Genomic DNA, 15,203 nt, shown 5'->3' with positions numbered 1-15,203 from the left:
AACAGCCCTTCTAGCGGCGCGTCGCACAGGTCCGGACAACCGTCGCAACCTGATCCGGTGTACCGTGCCCCAGTGTTACTTCGACAGCTCGAGCCCCGCACTGCTCGCACCACCGCCGAGGTGATCAAGTTCGCACTCTGGCCCATCGCGGTCATGACTGTGCTGAACCGGGTTTTCATCAAGGCTGTCAATGGTTTCATCACCGACGACTTCCGGCCGGTCTACCAGGCCTCGCTCGACTTCCTCAACGGGCGGCCGGTGTACACGGCGAACTTCGACTCGGTCGATCCGCACTACCTCTACTACCCGAGCGGCACGCTGCTCATCGCGCCGGTGGCGTGGGTGCACGACTACGAGAAGGCCCGCTGGCTGTTCATCCTCCTGAACGCCGCCGCGATCATCCTCGCCTGGTATCTGCTGCTTCGGCTGTTCCGGTTCACCGTGCATTCCGTTGTCGCGCCGGTGTTGCTGCTGGCGATGTTCATGTCGGAGACGGTCACCAACACGCTGGTGTTCACCAACGTCAACGGGTGCATTCTGCTGGCCGAGCTGCTGTTCCTGCATCTGCTGCTCAAACGACGAGACCTGTGGGCGGGGCTCGCACTCGGGTTGAGCCTCGCGGTGAAACCGACGCTGGCGCCGCTGCTACTGATCGCACTGGTCCGCGGGCAGTGGAAGGTGTTCATCACCGCGCTGGGCGTGCCGATCGTGCTCACCGCGATCGCGTGGCCGATGTCGAAGGACCCGGAGAAGTTCCTCAGCCACACCGCGCCGTACCTGTTCGAGACCCGCGACTACTTCAACAGTTCCATCCCCGGCAACGGCGAGTACTACGGGCTGCCGCCGTGGCTGGTCTGGGGCATCCGGGTCGGCATGGGCATCCTGGTCGCCATCTCGCTGTGGTTGCTCTACCGCTACTACCGCGACGACGAGCTGTTCTTCGTGTGCACCGCGTCCGGCGTGCTGCTCACCGCGTCGTTCCTGCTGCTGTCGCTGGGGCAGATGTACTACTCGATGATGCTGTTCCCGTTCCTGATGACGGTGGTGCTGCGCAATTCCGTGCTGCGCAACTGGCCCGCGTGGTTGGCGGTGTTCGGGTTCATGAGTTACGACAAGTGGCTCCTGGACCGGCCCGGCTGGCAATTTTTCGGGCGCGACCTCGAATATCTGCGCATCACCTTCGGGTGGGGTTTGCTACTGATCGTGATCTTCTGCGTGCTCGGTGAGCGGTACCTGGCGGCGAAGCGGGAAGGGCGTCTGGAATTCGGTATCGACCCCACCTGGTTCAAGCCGTTGCCGAGCGGCGCGCACGCCACCACGACCGATTCGCCCAGCTCAGCCAATGGCTCCGCGACGACCGTTGCGAAACCTATTAGCGTGGAGTGATGAGTTCCGAAGCCGATACGTCCCTGCCCGCGCCGCGGATCCAGCTGACGCCGCAGGAATGGCGCGCCAAGCTGAACCCCGAGGAATACGCGGTGCTGCGCGAGGCCGCCACCGAACGCCCCTTCGTCGGTGAATACACCGACACCAAGACCGACGGTGTCTACGAGTGCCGCGCCTGCGGTGCCGAATTGTTCCGCAGCACAGAGAAGTTCGACTCGCACTGCGGGTGGCCGTCGTTCTTCGACCCCGCGAAATCCGAAGCGGTGATCCTGAAATCGGACGACACCCTCGGCATGCACCGGGTCGAAGTGCTGTGCGCGAATTGCCACAGCCACCTCGGCCACGTGTTCGAGGGCGAGGGGTACAACACGCCCACCGACAAGCGCTACTGCATCAACTCCATCTCGCTGCGACTGCACCCCTCGGACAGCGCAGCGGAGTAATCCGCAACCAGCACTGGACCGAAGGGTACGTTTCCCCGCCCCGACCCGCACGCCCCGAAAACCCGGGGCTTGCCGGTCGTTAGCTCGGAATTCCGTCAGGGCAGCAACGTGAAGTGCGGAACGTGAGTAGGCCGGACGACCGAGAAGTGCCGCCGGTCAGTTGTCGCAATGGTTTGCAAGCCGCGCCGCTCTGCGACGGCTATCACTGACGCGTCAGCTGTGCCGAGCGGTAGATCCCGATACTTCGCGACCAGCTCAGCGATGCGCAACCAGTCGGCGGGATGCACCGGCTCCACCGTGAACAGCCCTGCTGCGAAGTCGCCCAGAAACCGCACTTCGGCTTCGGTACCCAAGCGTGTACCGATCAGGTACACGGCTTCGGTGATGACCAAAGTCGGAACTACCAGTGGGCCACGATATGTCTGAAGCAGGTCCAGGCACTCAGCATGATGCGCGTCATCGGCATCGACATAGGCATACAGCGGCCCCGCATCCACTACCAGCGCGGTTATCGGGCCCACTCCTTGCTCAAAATGGCATCGATCTTGCTGGAGATGTCGGACCGACCGCTGCGTGCCGCAGCTGCCGCGCCGAATACACGACGGCCGCCGCTCGAGGAGCCGGTGAGGAATGCGGCGATGGCCTCACGAGTCAATTCGGAGACTGTGACTCCCCGGCGCTCGGCCTCGTGCCGGAGCCTGTCATCCAACTCCTCGGGGAGTTTCACAGTTGTTCGCTTCATGGTATGCCAGCATACCCAAGCATTGGCTCGCCGGCCAGATCTCAGGGCAGGGCGTTGATCAGTTTGTCGAGTTCTACGCGGGGACCGGTGAAGAAGGGGACTTCCTCGCGGACGTGCAGGCGGGCCTCGGTGGCGCGCAGGTCGCGCATCAGGTCGACGATGCGGTGCAGTTCGGGGGCCTCGAAGGCGAGGATCCACTCGTAGTCGCCGAGGGCGAACGAGCTGACGGTGTTGGCGCGCACGTCGGGGTAGCCGCGAGCGGCCTTGCCGTGGTCGGCGAGCATCTTGCGCCGCTCGTCGTCGGGCAGCAGGTACCACTCGTAGGAGCGGACGAACGGGTACACGCAGATGTAGTTGCCGGGGTCCTCGCCGGCCAGGAACGCGGGCACGTGACTCTTGTTGAACTCCGCGGGACGGTGCAGCGCCACATTGCTCCACACCGGGGCGCTGGCCCGACCCAGCTCGGTGGTGCGGCGGAAGTCGGCGTAGGCGGCCTGCAGGTCCTCGACGCGCTCGGCGTGCGTCCAGATCATGAAGTCGGCGTCGGCGCGCATCCCCGCCACGTCATAGACGCCGCGCACCACCACATCCCGATCGGCGAGACCCTCGAAGAACGCCCGCGCCTCCTTGATCGCGGCAGCCCGGTCGTCGCCGAGCACACCCGGCTGCACCTGGAACACCGAGAACATCAGGTAGCGAATAGTCGAGTTGAGTTCCTGATAATCGAGTCGCGCCATGCCCCCATCGTGCCACCCGCAGGATTGCCCCTGCCCTGCGGTCCTGGTCACGTTCGGCCGCTGCGTGACGGTTCGTCAACCGCTGCACCACTACCCCCGCAGCCGCTGCTGATATGACTACCGCGCAGCCCGCCCGCTGGCAGCTCCCGCCGGTAGTGGCCGCACCGCTGATCGCCCGGCGCGCTTCGCTCGCGATAGCGTGCGGCGATGCCGGAGCAGACGCAGGCAACGCTACCGACGGAATGCATCGGACATGCCTCACGAAATAGCTTGCGCGCGTGACGACGTGCCGCGCGACGGATCACCCGAGCGACGCAAGCGGACTACTACCTGAATCGACGCAGACAGCAATGGAGGAGGCATGAGCGATGTAGGCGAGGACACCACGCTCTGCGCGAGACAGCCGCGAGGACAAATCAGGCTGCGGCAGTAGCGATGCGGTAAGCAGCGTTGCCCGAGGACTTCTGGCAGCGCCGCCGACACCGTGCCGATGGCGACGTAGGCGGCGACGCTCGTGCCGGCCGGGCGACCGCGAGGACAAATCAGGTTGCGGCAGTGGCGATGCGGTGGGCGGCGGCGTTTCCTGTGGCGACACAGGCGGGGACGCCTACTCCGTGTAGGTAGGCGCCGGCGAGGGCGAGGCCGTCGAGGGAGGCGACGGACTGTTCGATGGTGGCGATGCGGTCGATGTGGCCTGGGGCGTATTGGGGCAGGCCGACGCGCCAGCGTTGGACGACGGCGGACAGCGGGTTGATGGGGATGCCGGTGACGGTGGCCAAATCCTCGGCGGCGGCGGTAATCAGGTCGGTGTCGGACCAGGACAGGGTCGAGTCGTCGCCGAATTTGCCGAATGAGGCGCGGACCAAGGCGGTTTCGCGTTGAGCGAGGTGGGTCCATTTGCGGCTGGACAGTGTGAACGCTTTGGCGCGCAACGGTTCTCCGGTCGCGACCAGGATGCCCGAGTTCTGTGGGAGGGCGGTTTCGTGTGGGAGGGCAAGTGCGACAACCACAGACGAGGACAGCTCGATGCCTGCGAGCGCGGCGGCGGCGTCCGGTGCGATCGCGCCGAGCAGTCGCGCGGTGATCGGTGCGGGCGTGGCGAGCACGACGCCGTCGACCGCGCCGATCGGGTCGACCACCCAGCCGCGCAACCCGCGGGCGAGCCGGGTGGCCGGTGTCGCGGTGACGAACTTCGCACCGGATCGCGCGGCCAGCGCCTCGAGCAGTACCTGGTAACCGTCGCGGAGCCCACCGAACACCGGCGCGTCCGACGGCGGGGGCAGCGCGACGGACACCGCGTGGGTGAGGCTCGGCGCGCCGTCGTCGAGCGCGGCGGCCAAGGTCGGCAGCGCGGCGCGCACCCCGATCGAACGAGAACTTCCCGCGTACACCCCGCCGAGCAGCGGATCCACGCTGCGCTCCACCACCTGGGCACCGAATCGGTCGGCGATCAAGCGGTACACGTCGACGTCCGCGCCGGGCTCCCAGGCCAGCGGCCGCCGCGGTTCCCCGGCGATCTGCTCGATCGTCGCCGCGTCGACCAGCCCCCGCATCGATTCGGCCGACGCCGGTATCCCCATCAACGTCCGCTCGGGCAGCGCATGCGTCACCCCGCCCGACCACACCAGTGGCCGCAATCCCGCGGGCGTCACCAGCTGCGTCTCCAGCCCGACCTCGCGCAGCAACTCCGGCACCTCGGGCCGTCGCCCGACGAACGCCTCCGCCCCGAGATCCAAAGGCCCCCCGGCTAGTTCACCGGTATAGAGAATCCCGCCCACCCGCTCGGCCCGATCCAGTACCAGAATGTCCGCCGCGGGCCCGAGTAGCATCCGCAAACGATATGCAGCGGTCAACCCGCTGATCCCACCGCCGACCACAGCGATCCTCATAGCCTGACGGTATCCCTCCCCTGCCCGTCGCCCGCGACCGGTCCACCGCCGCAGCGACGACAGTCACACCGGAATTCGCCCACTCCAGCGCGGACCCAACAAACAGTGCGGCTCGCGCACAGAGCAGCAGTCGCACCGATTCTCGGGATCCGCACCGGCCCTGGGGGTAGCTAGCCGGTGCAGATCCCGAGAATCTGTGCGACGTTCCGGATAGTCGTAGTCGGCAACATCAACTGGCCGCGGCGCACCAACGCCACGGGGCGGCCGAGGAGCGCGAACGGCTTGGAGCACGCAGGTGGGTTACGTGCCGCTGATGACGATGTCCGCGTGCGCACGGGTGTTGTCGACGGCGAAGTGTGCGTCTTCGTGGGCATCCACTGCTCCCACAGTGGCAGCGCGGCAGACCCGTCGCGTTCGAGACCGCGCGCCAATCGCAGCGACTGCGGGGTGTCGACCCAGATCGCCAGCGACAAACGCGCACGAACGACAGCGCGGGCGGCGGACACGCCCTCCAGCACCATCACCCGCCCGGCGCGACCTCGTGCCACTCGGCCAACTCGCGCTGCTCCCAGTCGTAGCGCTGATAGCGGCCGACCTCGTCGCGACCTAGCGGTTCGAGCACTTGGCGCTCCAACCGCGGCCACCAGTCCAGTGCGTTGTCCCACGAGGCGAAGCTGTCGGTCGGGACCACGGTTGCGTCGCATGCGCGCGCGAGTTGGGCAGCCAGCGTTGACTTTCCAGCTCCACCAGGGCCGTCGATCGCTACCAGCTTGGTCGAACCGAGGCGCGGCTCGCTCGCCTGCACCCGCGCCACGATCTGCGCGAGCACTACAGTTCGTGCACCAATTCGACGAGCGCGGTCAGCACACCGGGATCGGTATCGGGCAGCACGCCGTGGCCGAGGTTGAAGATATGCCCCGTGGCGCCCAAGGTGATCGCCTCGTCGGCCTCGGCGGCGATGCGTCGCGCTTCGGTTTCGACCGCGGCCGAACCGGCGAAGAGCACGGCGGGGTCGAGGTTGCCCTGCAACGCTTTTCCGGGTCCGACCCGGCGCACCGCGTCGGTGAGCGGCACCCGCCAGTCGACGCCGACCACGTCGGCGCCCGCCTCGCCCATCGCGCCGAGCAGCTCGCCGGTGCCGACACCGAAGTGGATGCGCGGCACACCCGCATCGGCGACCTCGGCGAAGACTCGTTCGGAGTGCGGCAGCACGAAACGCCGGTAGTCGGTGAGCGACAGCGCGCCTGCCCAGGAGTCGAACAGCTGCACCGCGTCCACCCCGGCGGCCAGCTGAGCCCGCAAGAAAGCGATGGTGATGTCGGTGAGCGCGCCGAGCAGCGCATGCCAGGTCTGCGGGTCGGCATACATCATCGACTTGGTGCGTTCGTGGTTCTTGCTCGGTCCGCCCTCGACCAGGTACGACGCCAGCGTGAACGGTGCACCCGCGAACCCGATCAGCGGCGTCGCGCCGAGCGCGTCGACCAGCAGTCGCACCCCGTCGGCGACCGCGCCGACCTCCTCCGGCCGCAACCGCGGCAGCGCGCGCACATCGTCGGCGGTGCGCACCGGCGACGCGATGACCGGCCCGACGCCGGGCACGATGTCGAGGTCGATCCCCGCGGCCTTCAGCGGAACAACGATGTCGGAGAACAGGATCGCCGCGTCAACGCCGTGCCTGCGGATCGGCTGCATGGTGATCTCGCACACCAGCTCCGGATCGAAGCACGACTCGAGCATGCCGACACCCTTGCGCAGCTCGCGATACTCGGGCAACGACCGGCCTGCTTGCCGCATGAACCACACCGGGCGCCGACTCGGCGTCGCCCCGGTGGCGGCGGCCAGGAACGGAGCATCGGTCAGGCGGCGGCGGGTATGAGTACTCATCGTTGCCCATCGTAAAGGGCCGCCATCCTGGCCAGGCCCGCCCCTGCACCCGGCTGCGCGGACCCCCGCGACGAACCGCGTCCACACGCCTCGCACCACCCCGTTCAACGCGACACGCCGATGATCGCGGCGCGCTGAAACACGAAATGGCCTACGGACGCGGCACCGATCCAGCGGCGCGCCTCCGACTGTGCCGGGTGCACTAGGTCTACCGTCCCCTTCGTGACACCGCTCGACTTCCGCGACGGCGCCGCAGCGACCGAGGGACCACATGGCGAGCCAGCTCAATTTCGCGCCGCGGTCGAGGCGATGGGCACCGCAACCGTGCATCCCCGGATCGAGCTGGCGCCGATCCGCCCGCCGCAACGTCTGGCGCCCTACTCGTACGCACTCGGTGCCGAGGTAAAACATCCGGAATCCACTGTGGTGCCGGTCGATTCGGAAGGCGACGCGTTCGGCAGACTGATCCTGCTGCACGATCCGGACGGTGACGACGCCTGGCACGGCACGCTGCGGCTGGTCGCCTACATCCAGGCCGACATCGACGCCGCGCTGGCCGCCGACCCGTTGCTGCCCGAGGTGGCGTGGAGCTGGCTGGTGGACGCGCTGGAGTCGCGATCGGAGCCGTTCACCGCGCTGGGCGGCACCGTGACCTCGACGAGCTCGGTGCGCTACGGCGATATCGCGGGCCCGCCGCGGGCCCATCAGCTGGAGCTGCGTGCCTCCTGGACCGCGATCACCGACGATATGCGCCCGCACGTGGAAGGTTTCTGCGAGGTACTCGCCTACGCGGCCGGACTCCCCCCGGCAGGCATCACCGAGTTGCAGATGCGGTCGGACCTCTCGAAGGACCAGCGGTAGTCGACGGGAAGACCGGCGACCGCCGCGACGTTGACACCGACGAGAGCACCTCCCGACACACGGAAGCCCGATAGGACGACGACCGCCGCGGCACTGCACGTAAAGTTCATCAACATGTCCGTACCCGAAGAATCCGAACCCACCGGCGCGCCACCCCTGCTCGCGCCCGTGGACGGCGTGCCTCCGGTACTGGACACCGCCGCTGAAATCGCCGCCGCTGCCGCGCGTCTCGCCGCGGGCACCGGCCCGCTCGCCGTCGATGCCGAACGTGCTTCGGGTTTCCGATATTCGGCGCGCGCGTACCTGATTCAGCTGCGCCGCGACGGCGCGGGCACCTTCCTCATCGATCCGATTCCGGTCGCCGACTCGCTCACGCCGCTGGCCGACGCGATCAACGACCTCGAGTGGGTATTGCACTCGGCGGACCAGGATCTGCCCGGCCTCGCCGAACTGGGCCTGCGCCCGCAGCGTCTGTTCGATACCGAATTGGGCGGTCGGTTGGCCGGATTCGAACGCGTCGGCCTGGCCGCGATGGTGGAGAACCTGCTTGGGCACGCCCTGCGCAAGGGGCACGGCGCGGCCGACTGGTCCACCAGGCCGCTGCCCGCCGAATGGCTGAACTACGCGGCCTTGGACGTCGAACTGCTGCTGGAGTTGCGCGACGCGGTCGCCGCCGAGCTGGATGCGCAAGGCAAAACCGATTGGGCAGCACAGGAATTCGAGCACGTCAGGACCACCGAACCGGCACCGCCGAAGGCGGACCGGTGGCGGCGCACCTCGGGCATCCACAACCTGCGTCGGGCCAGACAGCTGGCCGTGGTGCGCGAGCTATGGACCACCCGGGACGCACTCGCGCGCGGGCGGGACGTGGCCCCCGCCCGAATCCTGCCCGACGCCGCGATCATCGCGGCCGTCACCGCCGACCCGAAGACCATCGCGCAACTGCGCGCACTGCCGGTGTTCGGCGGCCCGCGGCAGCGGCGCTACTCCCGCGAGTGGCTGGCCGCCATCGACCGCGGCCGGACCATGCCGGACAGCGACCTACCGCCGCTGACCCAGCCGTTCGACGGCCCACCCCCGGTCAACCGCTGGGAACGCCGCGACCCGGCCGCCGCCGCCCGGTTGACCAGCGCGCGGACCGCGATGGGTGAGCTGTCCACCGAGCATGCGATCCCGGTGGAGAACCTGCTCTCCCCCGACCTGGTCCGCCGCCTGTGCTGGGACGGACTCCCCGACTACGACCACGTACCGGACTCCCCCGACGACCTCGCCGCCGCCATCGACGGCTTTCTCAAGTCCGGCGGTGCCAGGCCATGGCAGCGCGAACTGGCCGTGCCGCGGTTGACCGAGGCGCTGACGCCGAAACCCGCCGAGCAGGTCACACCGCCGCCTCCCGCGTCTGTTTGAAGACACGCAGACCCTCGTCCATCCCCGCGCTGAAGGCTTCCGCGAGTTCCGCTGGTAGCACGTCGTGCCGCCACACGAAACGGGTGTGTGCTTCGCCGTGCGGGAAGACCTGCATGGACGCGTTGTCGTGCGCCGGTGTCACGCTGCCGCCGATGATCGAGTACACGAAACGTCGCTCGTCCTCGTCGAGGGTGATGAGCCGTTCGCGCAGCGTGGACCCGTCGGCGAACTCGACCACGCGGATGTCCTGACCGTCGAGCTTGCTCTCGGTGGCGAAACCGGGTGCCATGCGGACCGGTCCGGCGACGAAATCGCGAATGACCGCCCAGATCTGCTCGGCGGGGGCCTCGATGATGAGCTCTCTCTTGACCGATGCCATAGCGACTCCTTGCACGTGCTGGCTAACTGGTGTTATTGGAACGCTAGTTAGCTAACTAGCTACCGTCAATAGGTAGTTAAGATGGCGGTGTGCCAAGGGAAAACGAAGCTGCGGCTGGGCTCGCGCCGATGCACCGCATCGTGGAATTCGTCAACACCCGTCGCGCGGACGGTGACGAGCTCGGCACGCCCGAACAGTTGACGACCTGGCTGCAGACACACGGTCTACTCCCCCTTTCCGCGCAGGCCGACGCCGACGACCGCGAGCGCGCCGCCTGGCTACGGGAAGGTCTGCGCGCACTACTCGCCGAAAACAACGCCGAACCCGTCACCAGCCCGCGCCCCGACGGCCTCGACCCCACGGCCCGAACCCGACTCGCAACGCTGACCGCAGCGCTGCCCCTACGCCTCGACGTAACCAGCGTGCCACCACGCCTGGTCGCCCAACCCCACGAACCGGTCGATCACGCACTGGCCACCCTGCTCGCCGACGTCGCCACCGCAGTAGCCGCAGGCACCTGGCCGCGCCTCAAAGCCTGCCGAGAACCAAGCTGCCGCTGGGCGTTCTATGACCACTCCCGCAACCACGGACGCACCTGGTGCTCAATGAACGTGTGCGGCAACCGAGTCAAAGTTCGCGCCTCACAGCGGCGCCGGGCCGGGGGTTGAGCGCTGGACGGTGCGCGCCGCACCGCCGCTAGGCACTCACCGTGCGGCGAGCCACCCACCGATCCGTCGGGCGATATCGGGCGCGGTCAGCCCGAGCTCCGCATGTACCTCACCCCGCGACGCGTGATCCAAGAATTGCTGTGGCACACCCAGATCGCGGGTCGGGATGTCGAGACCGGAGTTGCGTAGGCGCGCCGACACGGTCGACCCGATGCCACCGTGCAGTCCGCCGTCCTCCACGGTGACCACGAGCCGATAGTTCTCGGCGAGCTTGACCAGCGTGTCGGAGACCGGAAGCACCCACCGGGGGTCGAGTACGGTGACCGAGATCCCTTCGGCCTCCAGCAGATCCGCGGCCTCCAGCGCCGGACCGGCGAAGGAGCCGACGGCTACCAGCAGCACGTCACCGCGCACCGCCTGTACCGATCCGCCACCGTCGAGCGCGGGTTCGTCACCGCTGCGCTCACCGGCGGCCAGCCGAAGCACATCGACGCCGTCGAGTCGTTCGACCGCCGAGATGTCGTCGGCGACACTGCCTTTCGGGAACCTGATCGCGGTGGGTCCGTCGTTGACGGCGAGCGCCTCGGCCAGTTCCTCGCGCAACGTCGCCGCGTCACGCGGGGCGGCCACCCGGATCCCCGGAATGATGCCGAGGACCGACAGGTCCCACATGCCGTTGTGGCTGGCGCCGTCGGGTCCGGTGATGCCGGATCGATCGAGCACGACGGTCACCGGCTGCTTCAACAGCGCGACGTCCATCAGCAACTGGTCGAAGGCACGGTTGAGGAAGGTCGAGTAGATCGCGACCACGGGATGCATGCCGCCGAGGGCGAGCCCGGCCGCCGAGGCCATCGCGTGCTGTTCGGCGATGCCGACGTCGAACATCCGCTCCGGGAACCGCTCCCCGAACCCCGCGAGGCCGGTCGGACCCGGCATGGCCGCGGTGATGGCGACGATGTCGTCGCGTCGTTCGGCCTGTGCGATGAGTTCCTCGGAGAACACCGCCGTCCAGCCGAGCGCCTTCGGTCCGCCCACGGGGACGCCGGTGAGCGGGTCGATCGGATCGCAGGCGTGCATCTGGTCGGCGATGTGGTTCTCGGCGGGCGCGTAGCCACGGCCCTTCTGCGTCACCGCGTGCACCACCACGGGGCCGCCGAAGTCCTTGGCCCGGCGCAGCGCCGCCTCCAGCGCGACGATGTCGTGCCCGTCGACCGGGCCGACGTACTTCATCCCGAGGTCGCTGAACAGCTCCTGCGGGCTCACCGCGTCTTTTATCCCGGCCTTCACCGCGTGCATCATCGAGTACGCGGACTCGCCGACCCGCGGGATGCTCTTCAGGATCCGCTTCCCGGTGTCGAGCGCGTGCTCGTAGGCGGGCTGGGTGCGCAGCGCGGTGAGCCGGTCGGCCAGGCCGCCGATGGTCGGCGCGTAGGAGCGGCCGTTGTCGTTGACGACGATGACCACCGGGCGGTCGGGCGCGCCCGCAATGTTGTTGAGCGCCTCCCAGCACATGCCGCCGGTGAGCGCGCCGTCGCCGACCACGGCGACCACGTGCCGGTCCTGCCCGCTGAGCGCGAACGCTTTGGCCAGGCCGTCCGCGTAGGACAGCGACGCGGAGGCGTGTGACGACTCCACCCAGTCGTGCTCGCTCTCGGCGCGGCTCGGGTAGCCGGACAGGCCGCCCCGCTTGCGTAGCGAGTCGAACTCGTTCTTACGGCCGGTCAGGATCTTGTGCACGTAGGCCTGGTGGCCGGTGTCGAAGATCAACGGATCGGCAGGCGAGTCGAAGATCCGGTGCAGGGCGATGGTCAGTTCGACCACGCCGAGGTTCGGGCCGAGGTGCCCACCGGTCGCGGCCACCTTCTGCACGAGGAACTCGCGGATCTCCTCCGCCAGCTCACGCAGTTGCGGCGCGGTGAGCGGACGCAAATCTTCGGGCGTGTCGACCCGGGAAAGCACTCCCACCTGAACTCGCTCCCTCCGGATAGCGCATCTGATCCGATCAGTCTACGGAGCGGCGGGGAGTGCCCTCGTACGAGAACCGAACTGCCCCACCTTGCCACGACCACCACCAGCCGACATCGAACCGAAATGTGAGCCTCGGCATACGGTACTCGGCCTAGAGTGATCGTGTGGCCGAGGCCGGAGAGGCGATCGAGCGGACAATCGAACCGGGCGTCGTGTCCAGGATCGTCAACGACGTCTACCAGCTGTGCCGACCCGACGATTCCGGCGCGCTGGCCGACTATATTCCTGAACTGGCTGCCGCGCAGCCGGATTCGTTCGCACTGTGTCTGGCCACCGCCGACGGGCGGGTCTACGGCACCGGCGACCTGGATACCTCGTTCACCATCCAGTCCATCTCCAAGCCGTTCACCTACGCGCTGGCGCTCGCCGATCGCGGCACCGCGTTCGTGGACGAGCGCATCGATGTGGAGCCGTCCGGGGAGGCGTTCAACGAGATCAGCTTGGATCCGGTGACCGAGCGGCCGCGCAACCCGATGATCAATGCGGGCGCGATCACCGCCGCGGCACTGATCACCGGAGCCGACCCGGTCGAGCGTTTCGCACGCATCCAGCACTGTTTTTCGCGCTTCGCCGGACGCGAGCTGAGCATGAACGAGGCGGTGTACGCGTCCGAAGCGCGCACCGGGTTCCGCAACCGCGCCATCGGCTACATGTTGCGCTCGTTCGGCATCATCGACTCCGACCCGGACGAGGCGGTCGACCGGTACTTCCGGCAGTGCTCCATCGACGTGACCTGCCGTGATCTGGCGTTGATGGCGGCGACGCTGGCCAACAACGGGCGCAATCCGGTGACCGGTGAACGCGCGCTGTCGGCGGCGCTGACCGAACGGGTGCTCAGCGTGATGACCACCTGCGGCATGTACAACGCGGCGGGCGACTGGGTGACCACCGTCGGGATGCCCGCCAAGAGCGGGGTCGGCGGCGGCATCGTCGCGGTGCTGCCCGGGCAGATCGGCATCGCCGTCTACTCCCCTCGACTGGACGCGCACGGCAACAGCGTGCGCGGCGTCGCGGCCTGCCGGGAGCTGTCGAAGCGGCTGGAACTGCACTTTCTGCACGTGACGCGGGCGGCGCGGACCGCGATCCGGGCAGGCTACTCGGTGGCCGAGGTGCCGTCGCGGCTGCGCAGGACGACCGACGAGATCGCCGTGCTTGCCGAGCACGGGCATCGGGCGCGGGTCTACGAGCTGCACGGTGACCTGTTGTTCGCTGGCGCGGAGAGTGCGGTGCGGACCATCGAGGAGCAGGCCGCTGAGCTCGCGGCGCTGGTGGTCGATCTGCGCCGGGTCGGTGAGGTGAGCTCGATCGCGGTGCGGATGCTCGACAGTTTGGAGGCCGAGCTCGCGGCCGTCGGCGTGCGGGTGGCGCTGGTCGACCCCGATGCCAAGCTCGGGCACCTGGTGTCGAGTCTGGACCCGGACGATCCGCGCGGGCGGGTGTTCATCGACCGCGACACCGCGACCGAATGGTGTGAGGACATCGTGCTCGAGCAGCATCGGCCCGCCGACGAACCGGTGTGCACGTCGATCACCATCGAGGACCATTCGGCGCTCGCCGCGCTCGAACCCGACGATCGGGCCCGGTTGGCCAAGGAGTTCGAGGTGCACACCTATGCGCGCGGCGAGGTGATCGCGCAACGTGGGAGTGAACGGTCGGGGTTGTATCTGATCCTGGAAGGGCGCGTGCGCATCACCTTCGAGGGCAGTGATGCGCGCACGCATCGGCTGGTGAGTTTGTCGGCGGGGATGTCGTTCGGGGAGATTCCGATGCTGGTCGGGACGCCGTTCGTGAACGAGGCGCGGGCGGAGACGGGCGTGCGGGTCGCGGTGCTCGGTCCCGCGCGGTTCGATCAGCTCACCTCGCAGGCGCCGCAGTTGAAGCTCGCGCTGCTGGAGCGGTTGGCGGCGGGGGCGTACGCGCAGATGGATGCGGCGGTGCGGGCGATCGCGGTGCGCGGGGGTGATTATTGAGCCGGTTGTGCGAGACGCGACAACTATCCGCGGCGGGGACGATTGCCGGCTCTGCGCCGTTGACCAGAGGAAGGCTGTTGACCAGCTGAAGCGAGACCGACCCGTCGACAGAGGAGCATGCCGTGAACACGAAGTCCGAGTCCGCCGGTCCGGGCACCGTCACGATTTTCGGCAGCGGCACCGCCCGCGCCACCCCCGATTTGATGCGGGTCACGATTTCTGTCGAATGCCGGGCGAGCAAGGTCGCGCTCGCGTACAGCAAGGCGGGTGATCGGGTCGCCGCCGTCACCCATTCGCTGCGCTCCGACGGTGTCGCGAGCAAGGACATCGCGACCAGCGGGTTGTCCGTGCACACCGAAACCGTGTGGACCGAGGGCCAAGGCAATCGGATCACCGGATATCTCGCGAGCACCTCGCTGACCATCTCGCTGCGCAATCTCGGTGAGGACGCCGACCCGGGGCCCGCGACGATCATCGCCAACGCCGTCGACGCGGGCGGCGACGATGTGCGGCTCGGCGGGTTGAATCTCACGTTCGCCGACCAGGAATCGCTGCTCGTCGAGGCGCGCGACGCGGCGTGGGAGAACGCCGTCGCCAAGGCGGAGCAGTTCGCGCGGCGGGCAGGGCGCACGCTCGGCGCGGTGCTCGAGATCACGGAAAACACTTCCTCCGCACCGCCTTCCATGCCGCGGATCAAGGCCATGGCGGTGTCGATGGACGCCTACGGTGCCGCGCCGGTGCCGGTCGAGTTGGGTGAGAGTGAGATCTCGGCGGGGATTCGCGTTACCTGGCAGCTGGATTGACCGTCG

General features: G+C 68.1%; 15 protein-coding genes. 7 read left to right on the top strand and 8 right to left on the bottom strand.

Annotated features, from left to right (window positions below):
• The first annotated feature begins 72 nt into the window (after positions 1-72).
• Positions 73-1,386 carry a glycosyltransferase family 87 protein gene (locus ACIHA7_RS19865; protein ID WP_397291416.1) on the top strand — a complete coding sequence of 438 codons (1,314 nt, stop codon included), beginning with the start codon at positions 73-75 and terminating at the stop codon, positions 1,384-1,386.
• The gene (gene msrB, locus ACIHA7_RS19860; RefSeq protein WP_107658092.1) at positions 1,386-1,829 is read left to right on the top strand and encodes a peptide-methionine (R)-S-oxide reductase MsrB; all 444 of its coding nucleotides are present in this window, start codon (positions 1,386-1,388) and stop codon (positions 1,827-1,829) included. Before ACIHA7_RS19865 ends, msrB begins: the two co-directional genes overlap by 1 nt.
• A 95-nt stretch (positions 1,830-1,924) precedes the next feature.
• Here msrB and ACIHA7_RS19855 read toward each other — a convergent pair whose 3' ends face one another.
• The 6 genes from ACIHA7_RS19855 to hemE all read right to left on the bottom strand — a co-directional run bounded on the left by ACIHA7_RS19855 (position 1,925) and on the right by hemE (position 7,081).
• On the bottom strand, positions 1,925-2,350 hold the full coding sequence (locus ACIHA7_RS19855) for a type II toxin-antitoxin system VapC family toxin (protein ID WP_397291414.1): 426 nt from the start codon (positions 2,348-2,350) through the stop codon (positions 1,925-1,927).
• The gene (locus tag ACIHA7_RS19850; RefSeq protein WP_397291412.1) at positions 2,338-2,571 is read right to left on the bottom strand and encodes a CopG family transcriptional regulator; all 234 of its coding nucleotides are present in this window, start codon (positions 2,569-2,571) and stop codon (positions 2,338-2,340) included. The genes ACIHA7_RS19855 and ACIHA7_RS19850 overlap by 13 nt, the downstream gene beginning before the upstream one ends.
• 41 nt (positions 2,572-2,612) lie before the next feature.
• A complete protein-coding gene (hemQ, locus tag ACIHA7_RS19845; RefSeq protein ID WP_397291410.1) occupies positions 2,613-3,308 on the bottom strand; it encodes a hydrogen peroxide-dependent heme synthase in 696 nt (231 codons plus the stop codon).
• Positions 3,309-3,850: 542 nt separating this feature from the next.
• Positions 3,851-5,197: a protoporphyrinogen oxidase gene (locus ACIHA7_RS19840; protein ID WP_397291408.1), complete on the bottom strand. Its 1,347-nt coding sequence runs from the start codon at positions 5,195-5,197 to the stop codon at positions 3,851-3,853.
• A gap of 520 nt (positions 5,198-5,717) precedes the next feature.
• Positions 5,718-6,026 carry a uridine kinase gene (locus tag ACIHA7_RS19835; protein WP_397291406.1) on the bottom strand — a complete coding sequence of 103 codons (309 nt, stop codon included), beginning with the start codon at positions 6,024-6,026 and terminating at the stop codon, positions 5,718-5,720.
• On the bottom strand, positions 6,026-7,081 hold the full coding sequence (hemE, locus tag ACIHA7_RS19830) for a uroporphyrinogen decarboxylase (RefSeq protein WP_397291404.1): 1,056 nt from the start codon (positions 7,079-7,081) through the stop codon (positions 6,026-6,028). The genes ACIHA7_RS19835 and hemE overlap by 1 nt, the downstream gene beginning before the upstream one ends.
• Before the next feature lie 222 nt (positions 7,082-7,303).
• Between hemE and ACIHA7_RS19825 the strand changes: the two genes are divergently transcribed.
• Entirely contained in the window at positions 7,304-7,942 is a 639-nt protein-coding gene (locus ACIHA7_RS19825) for a DUF3000 domain-containing protein (protein WP_135232185.1), read from the top strand.
• Between the two features lie 114 nt (positions 7,943-8,056).
• On the top strand, positions 8,057-9,349 hold the full coding sequence (locus ACIHA7_RS19820) for an HRDC domain-containing protein (protein ID WP_397291401.1): 1,293 nt from the start codon (positions 8,057-8,059) through the stop codon (positions 9,347-9,349).
• On the opposite strand, the gene ACIHA7_RS19815 is transcribed toward ACIHA7_RS19820, so the two are convergent.
• Positions 9,321-9,728, bottom strand: coding sequence for an SRPBCC family protein (locus ACIHA7_RS19815; RefSeq protein WP_397291399.1), 408 nt, complete (start codon positions 9,726-9,728; stop codon positions 9,321-9,323). The genes ACIHA7_RS19820 and ACIHA7_RS19815 overlap by 29 nt on opposite strands.
• A gap of 89 nt (positions 9,729-9,817) precedes the next feature.
• On the opposite strand from ACIHA7_RS19815, the gene ACIHA7_RS19810 reads away from it, so the two are divergent.
• The gene (locus ACIHA7_RS19810; protein ID WP_397291397.1) at positions 9,818-10,396 is read left to right on the top strand and encodes a CGNR zinc finger domain-containing protein; all 579 of its coding nucleotides are present in this window, start codon (positions 9,818-9,820) and stop codon (positions 10,394-10,396) included.
• A gap of 36 nt (positions 10,397-10,432) precedes the next feature.
• Here the strand turns inward: ACIHA7_RS19810 and dxs are convergent, their stop codons facing one another.
• A complete protein-coding gene (dxs, locus tag ACIHA7_RS19805; RefSeq protein ID WP_397291395.1) occupies positions 10,433-12,361 on the bottom strand; it encodes a 1-deoxy-D-xylulose-5-phosphate synthase in 1,929 nt (642 codons plus the stop codon).
• A gap of 167 nt (positions 12,362-12,528) precedes the next feature.
• Here dxs and glsA point away from each other — a divergent pair, with 167 nt between their 5' ends.
• Both glsA and ACIHA7_RS19795 read left to right on the top strand, forming a co-directional pair.
• Positions 12,529-14,394 carry a glutaminase A gene (gene glsA / locus ACIHA7_RS19800; protein ID WP_397291393.1) on the top strand — a complete coding sequence of 622 codons (1,866 nt, stop codon included), beginning with the start codon at positions 12,529-12,531 and terminating at the stop codon, positions 14,392-14,394.
• Between the two features lie 122 nt (positions 14,395-14,516).
• On the top strand, positions 14,517-15,197 hold the full coding sequence (locus ACIHA7_RS19795) for an SIMPL domain-containing protein (RefSeq protein ID WP_397291391.1): 681 nt from the start codon (positions 14,517-14,519) through the stop codon (positions 15,195-15,197).
• Positions 15,198-15,203 lie beyond the last annotated feature (6 nt).

This window comes from Nocardia sp. NPDC052316 (genome assembly GCF_044547795.1).
Lineage (GTDB): Bacteria > Actinomycetota > Actinomycetes > Mycobacteriales > Mycobacteriaceae > Nocardia.
This window is presented reverse-complemented; position numbering and strand designations above follow the sequence as displayed.

Excerpts from the sequence above, each read along its gene's own strand:
- msrB (WP_107658092.1), top strand. The coding sequence starts at position 1,386 with ATGAGTTCCGAAGCCGATACGTCCCTGCCCGCGCCGCGGATCCAGCTG.
- hemQ (WP_397291410.1), bottom strand. The coding sequence starts at position 3,308 with ATGGCGCGACTCGATTATCAGGAACTCAACTCGACTATTCGCTACCTG.
- ACIHA7_RS19840 (WP_397291408.1), bottom strand. The coding sequence starts at position 5,197 with ATGAGGATCGCTGTGGTCGGCGGTGGGATCAGCGGGTTGACCGCTGCA.
- ACIHA7_RS19850 (WP_397291412.1), bottom strand. The coding sequence starts at position 2,571 with ATGAAGCGAACAACTGTGAAACTCCCCGAGGAGTTGGATGACAGGCTC.
- ACIHA7_RS19815 (WP_397291399.1), bottom strand. The coding sequence starts at position 9,728 with ATGGCATCGGTCAAGAGAGAGCTCATCATCGAGGCCCCCGCCGAGCAG.
- hemE (WP_397291404.1), bottom strand. The coding sequence starts at position 7,081 with ATGAGTACTCATACCCGCCGCCGCCTGACCGATGCTCCGTTCCTGGCC.
- ACIHA7_RS19820 (WP_397291401.1), top strand. The coding sequence starts at position 8,057 with ATGTCCGTACCCGAAGAATCCGAACCCACCGGCGCGCCACCCCTGCTC.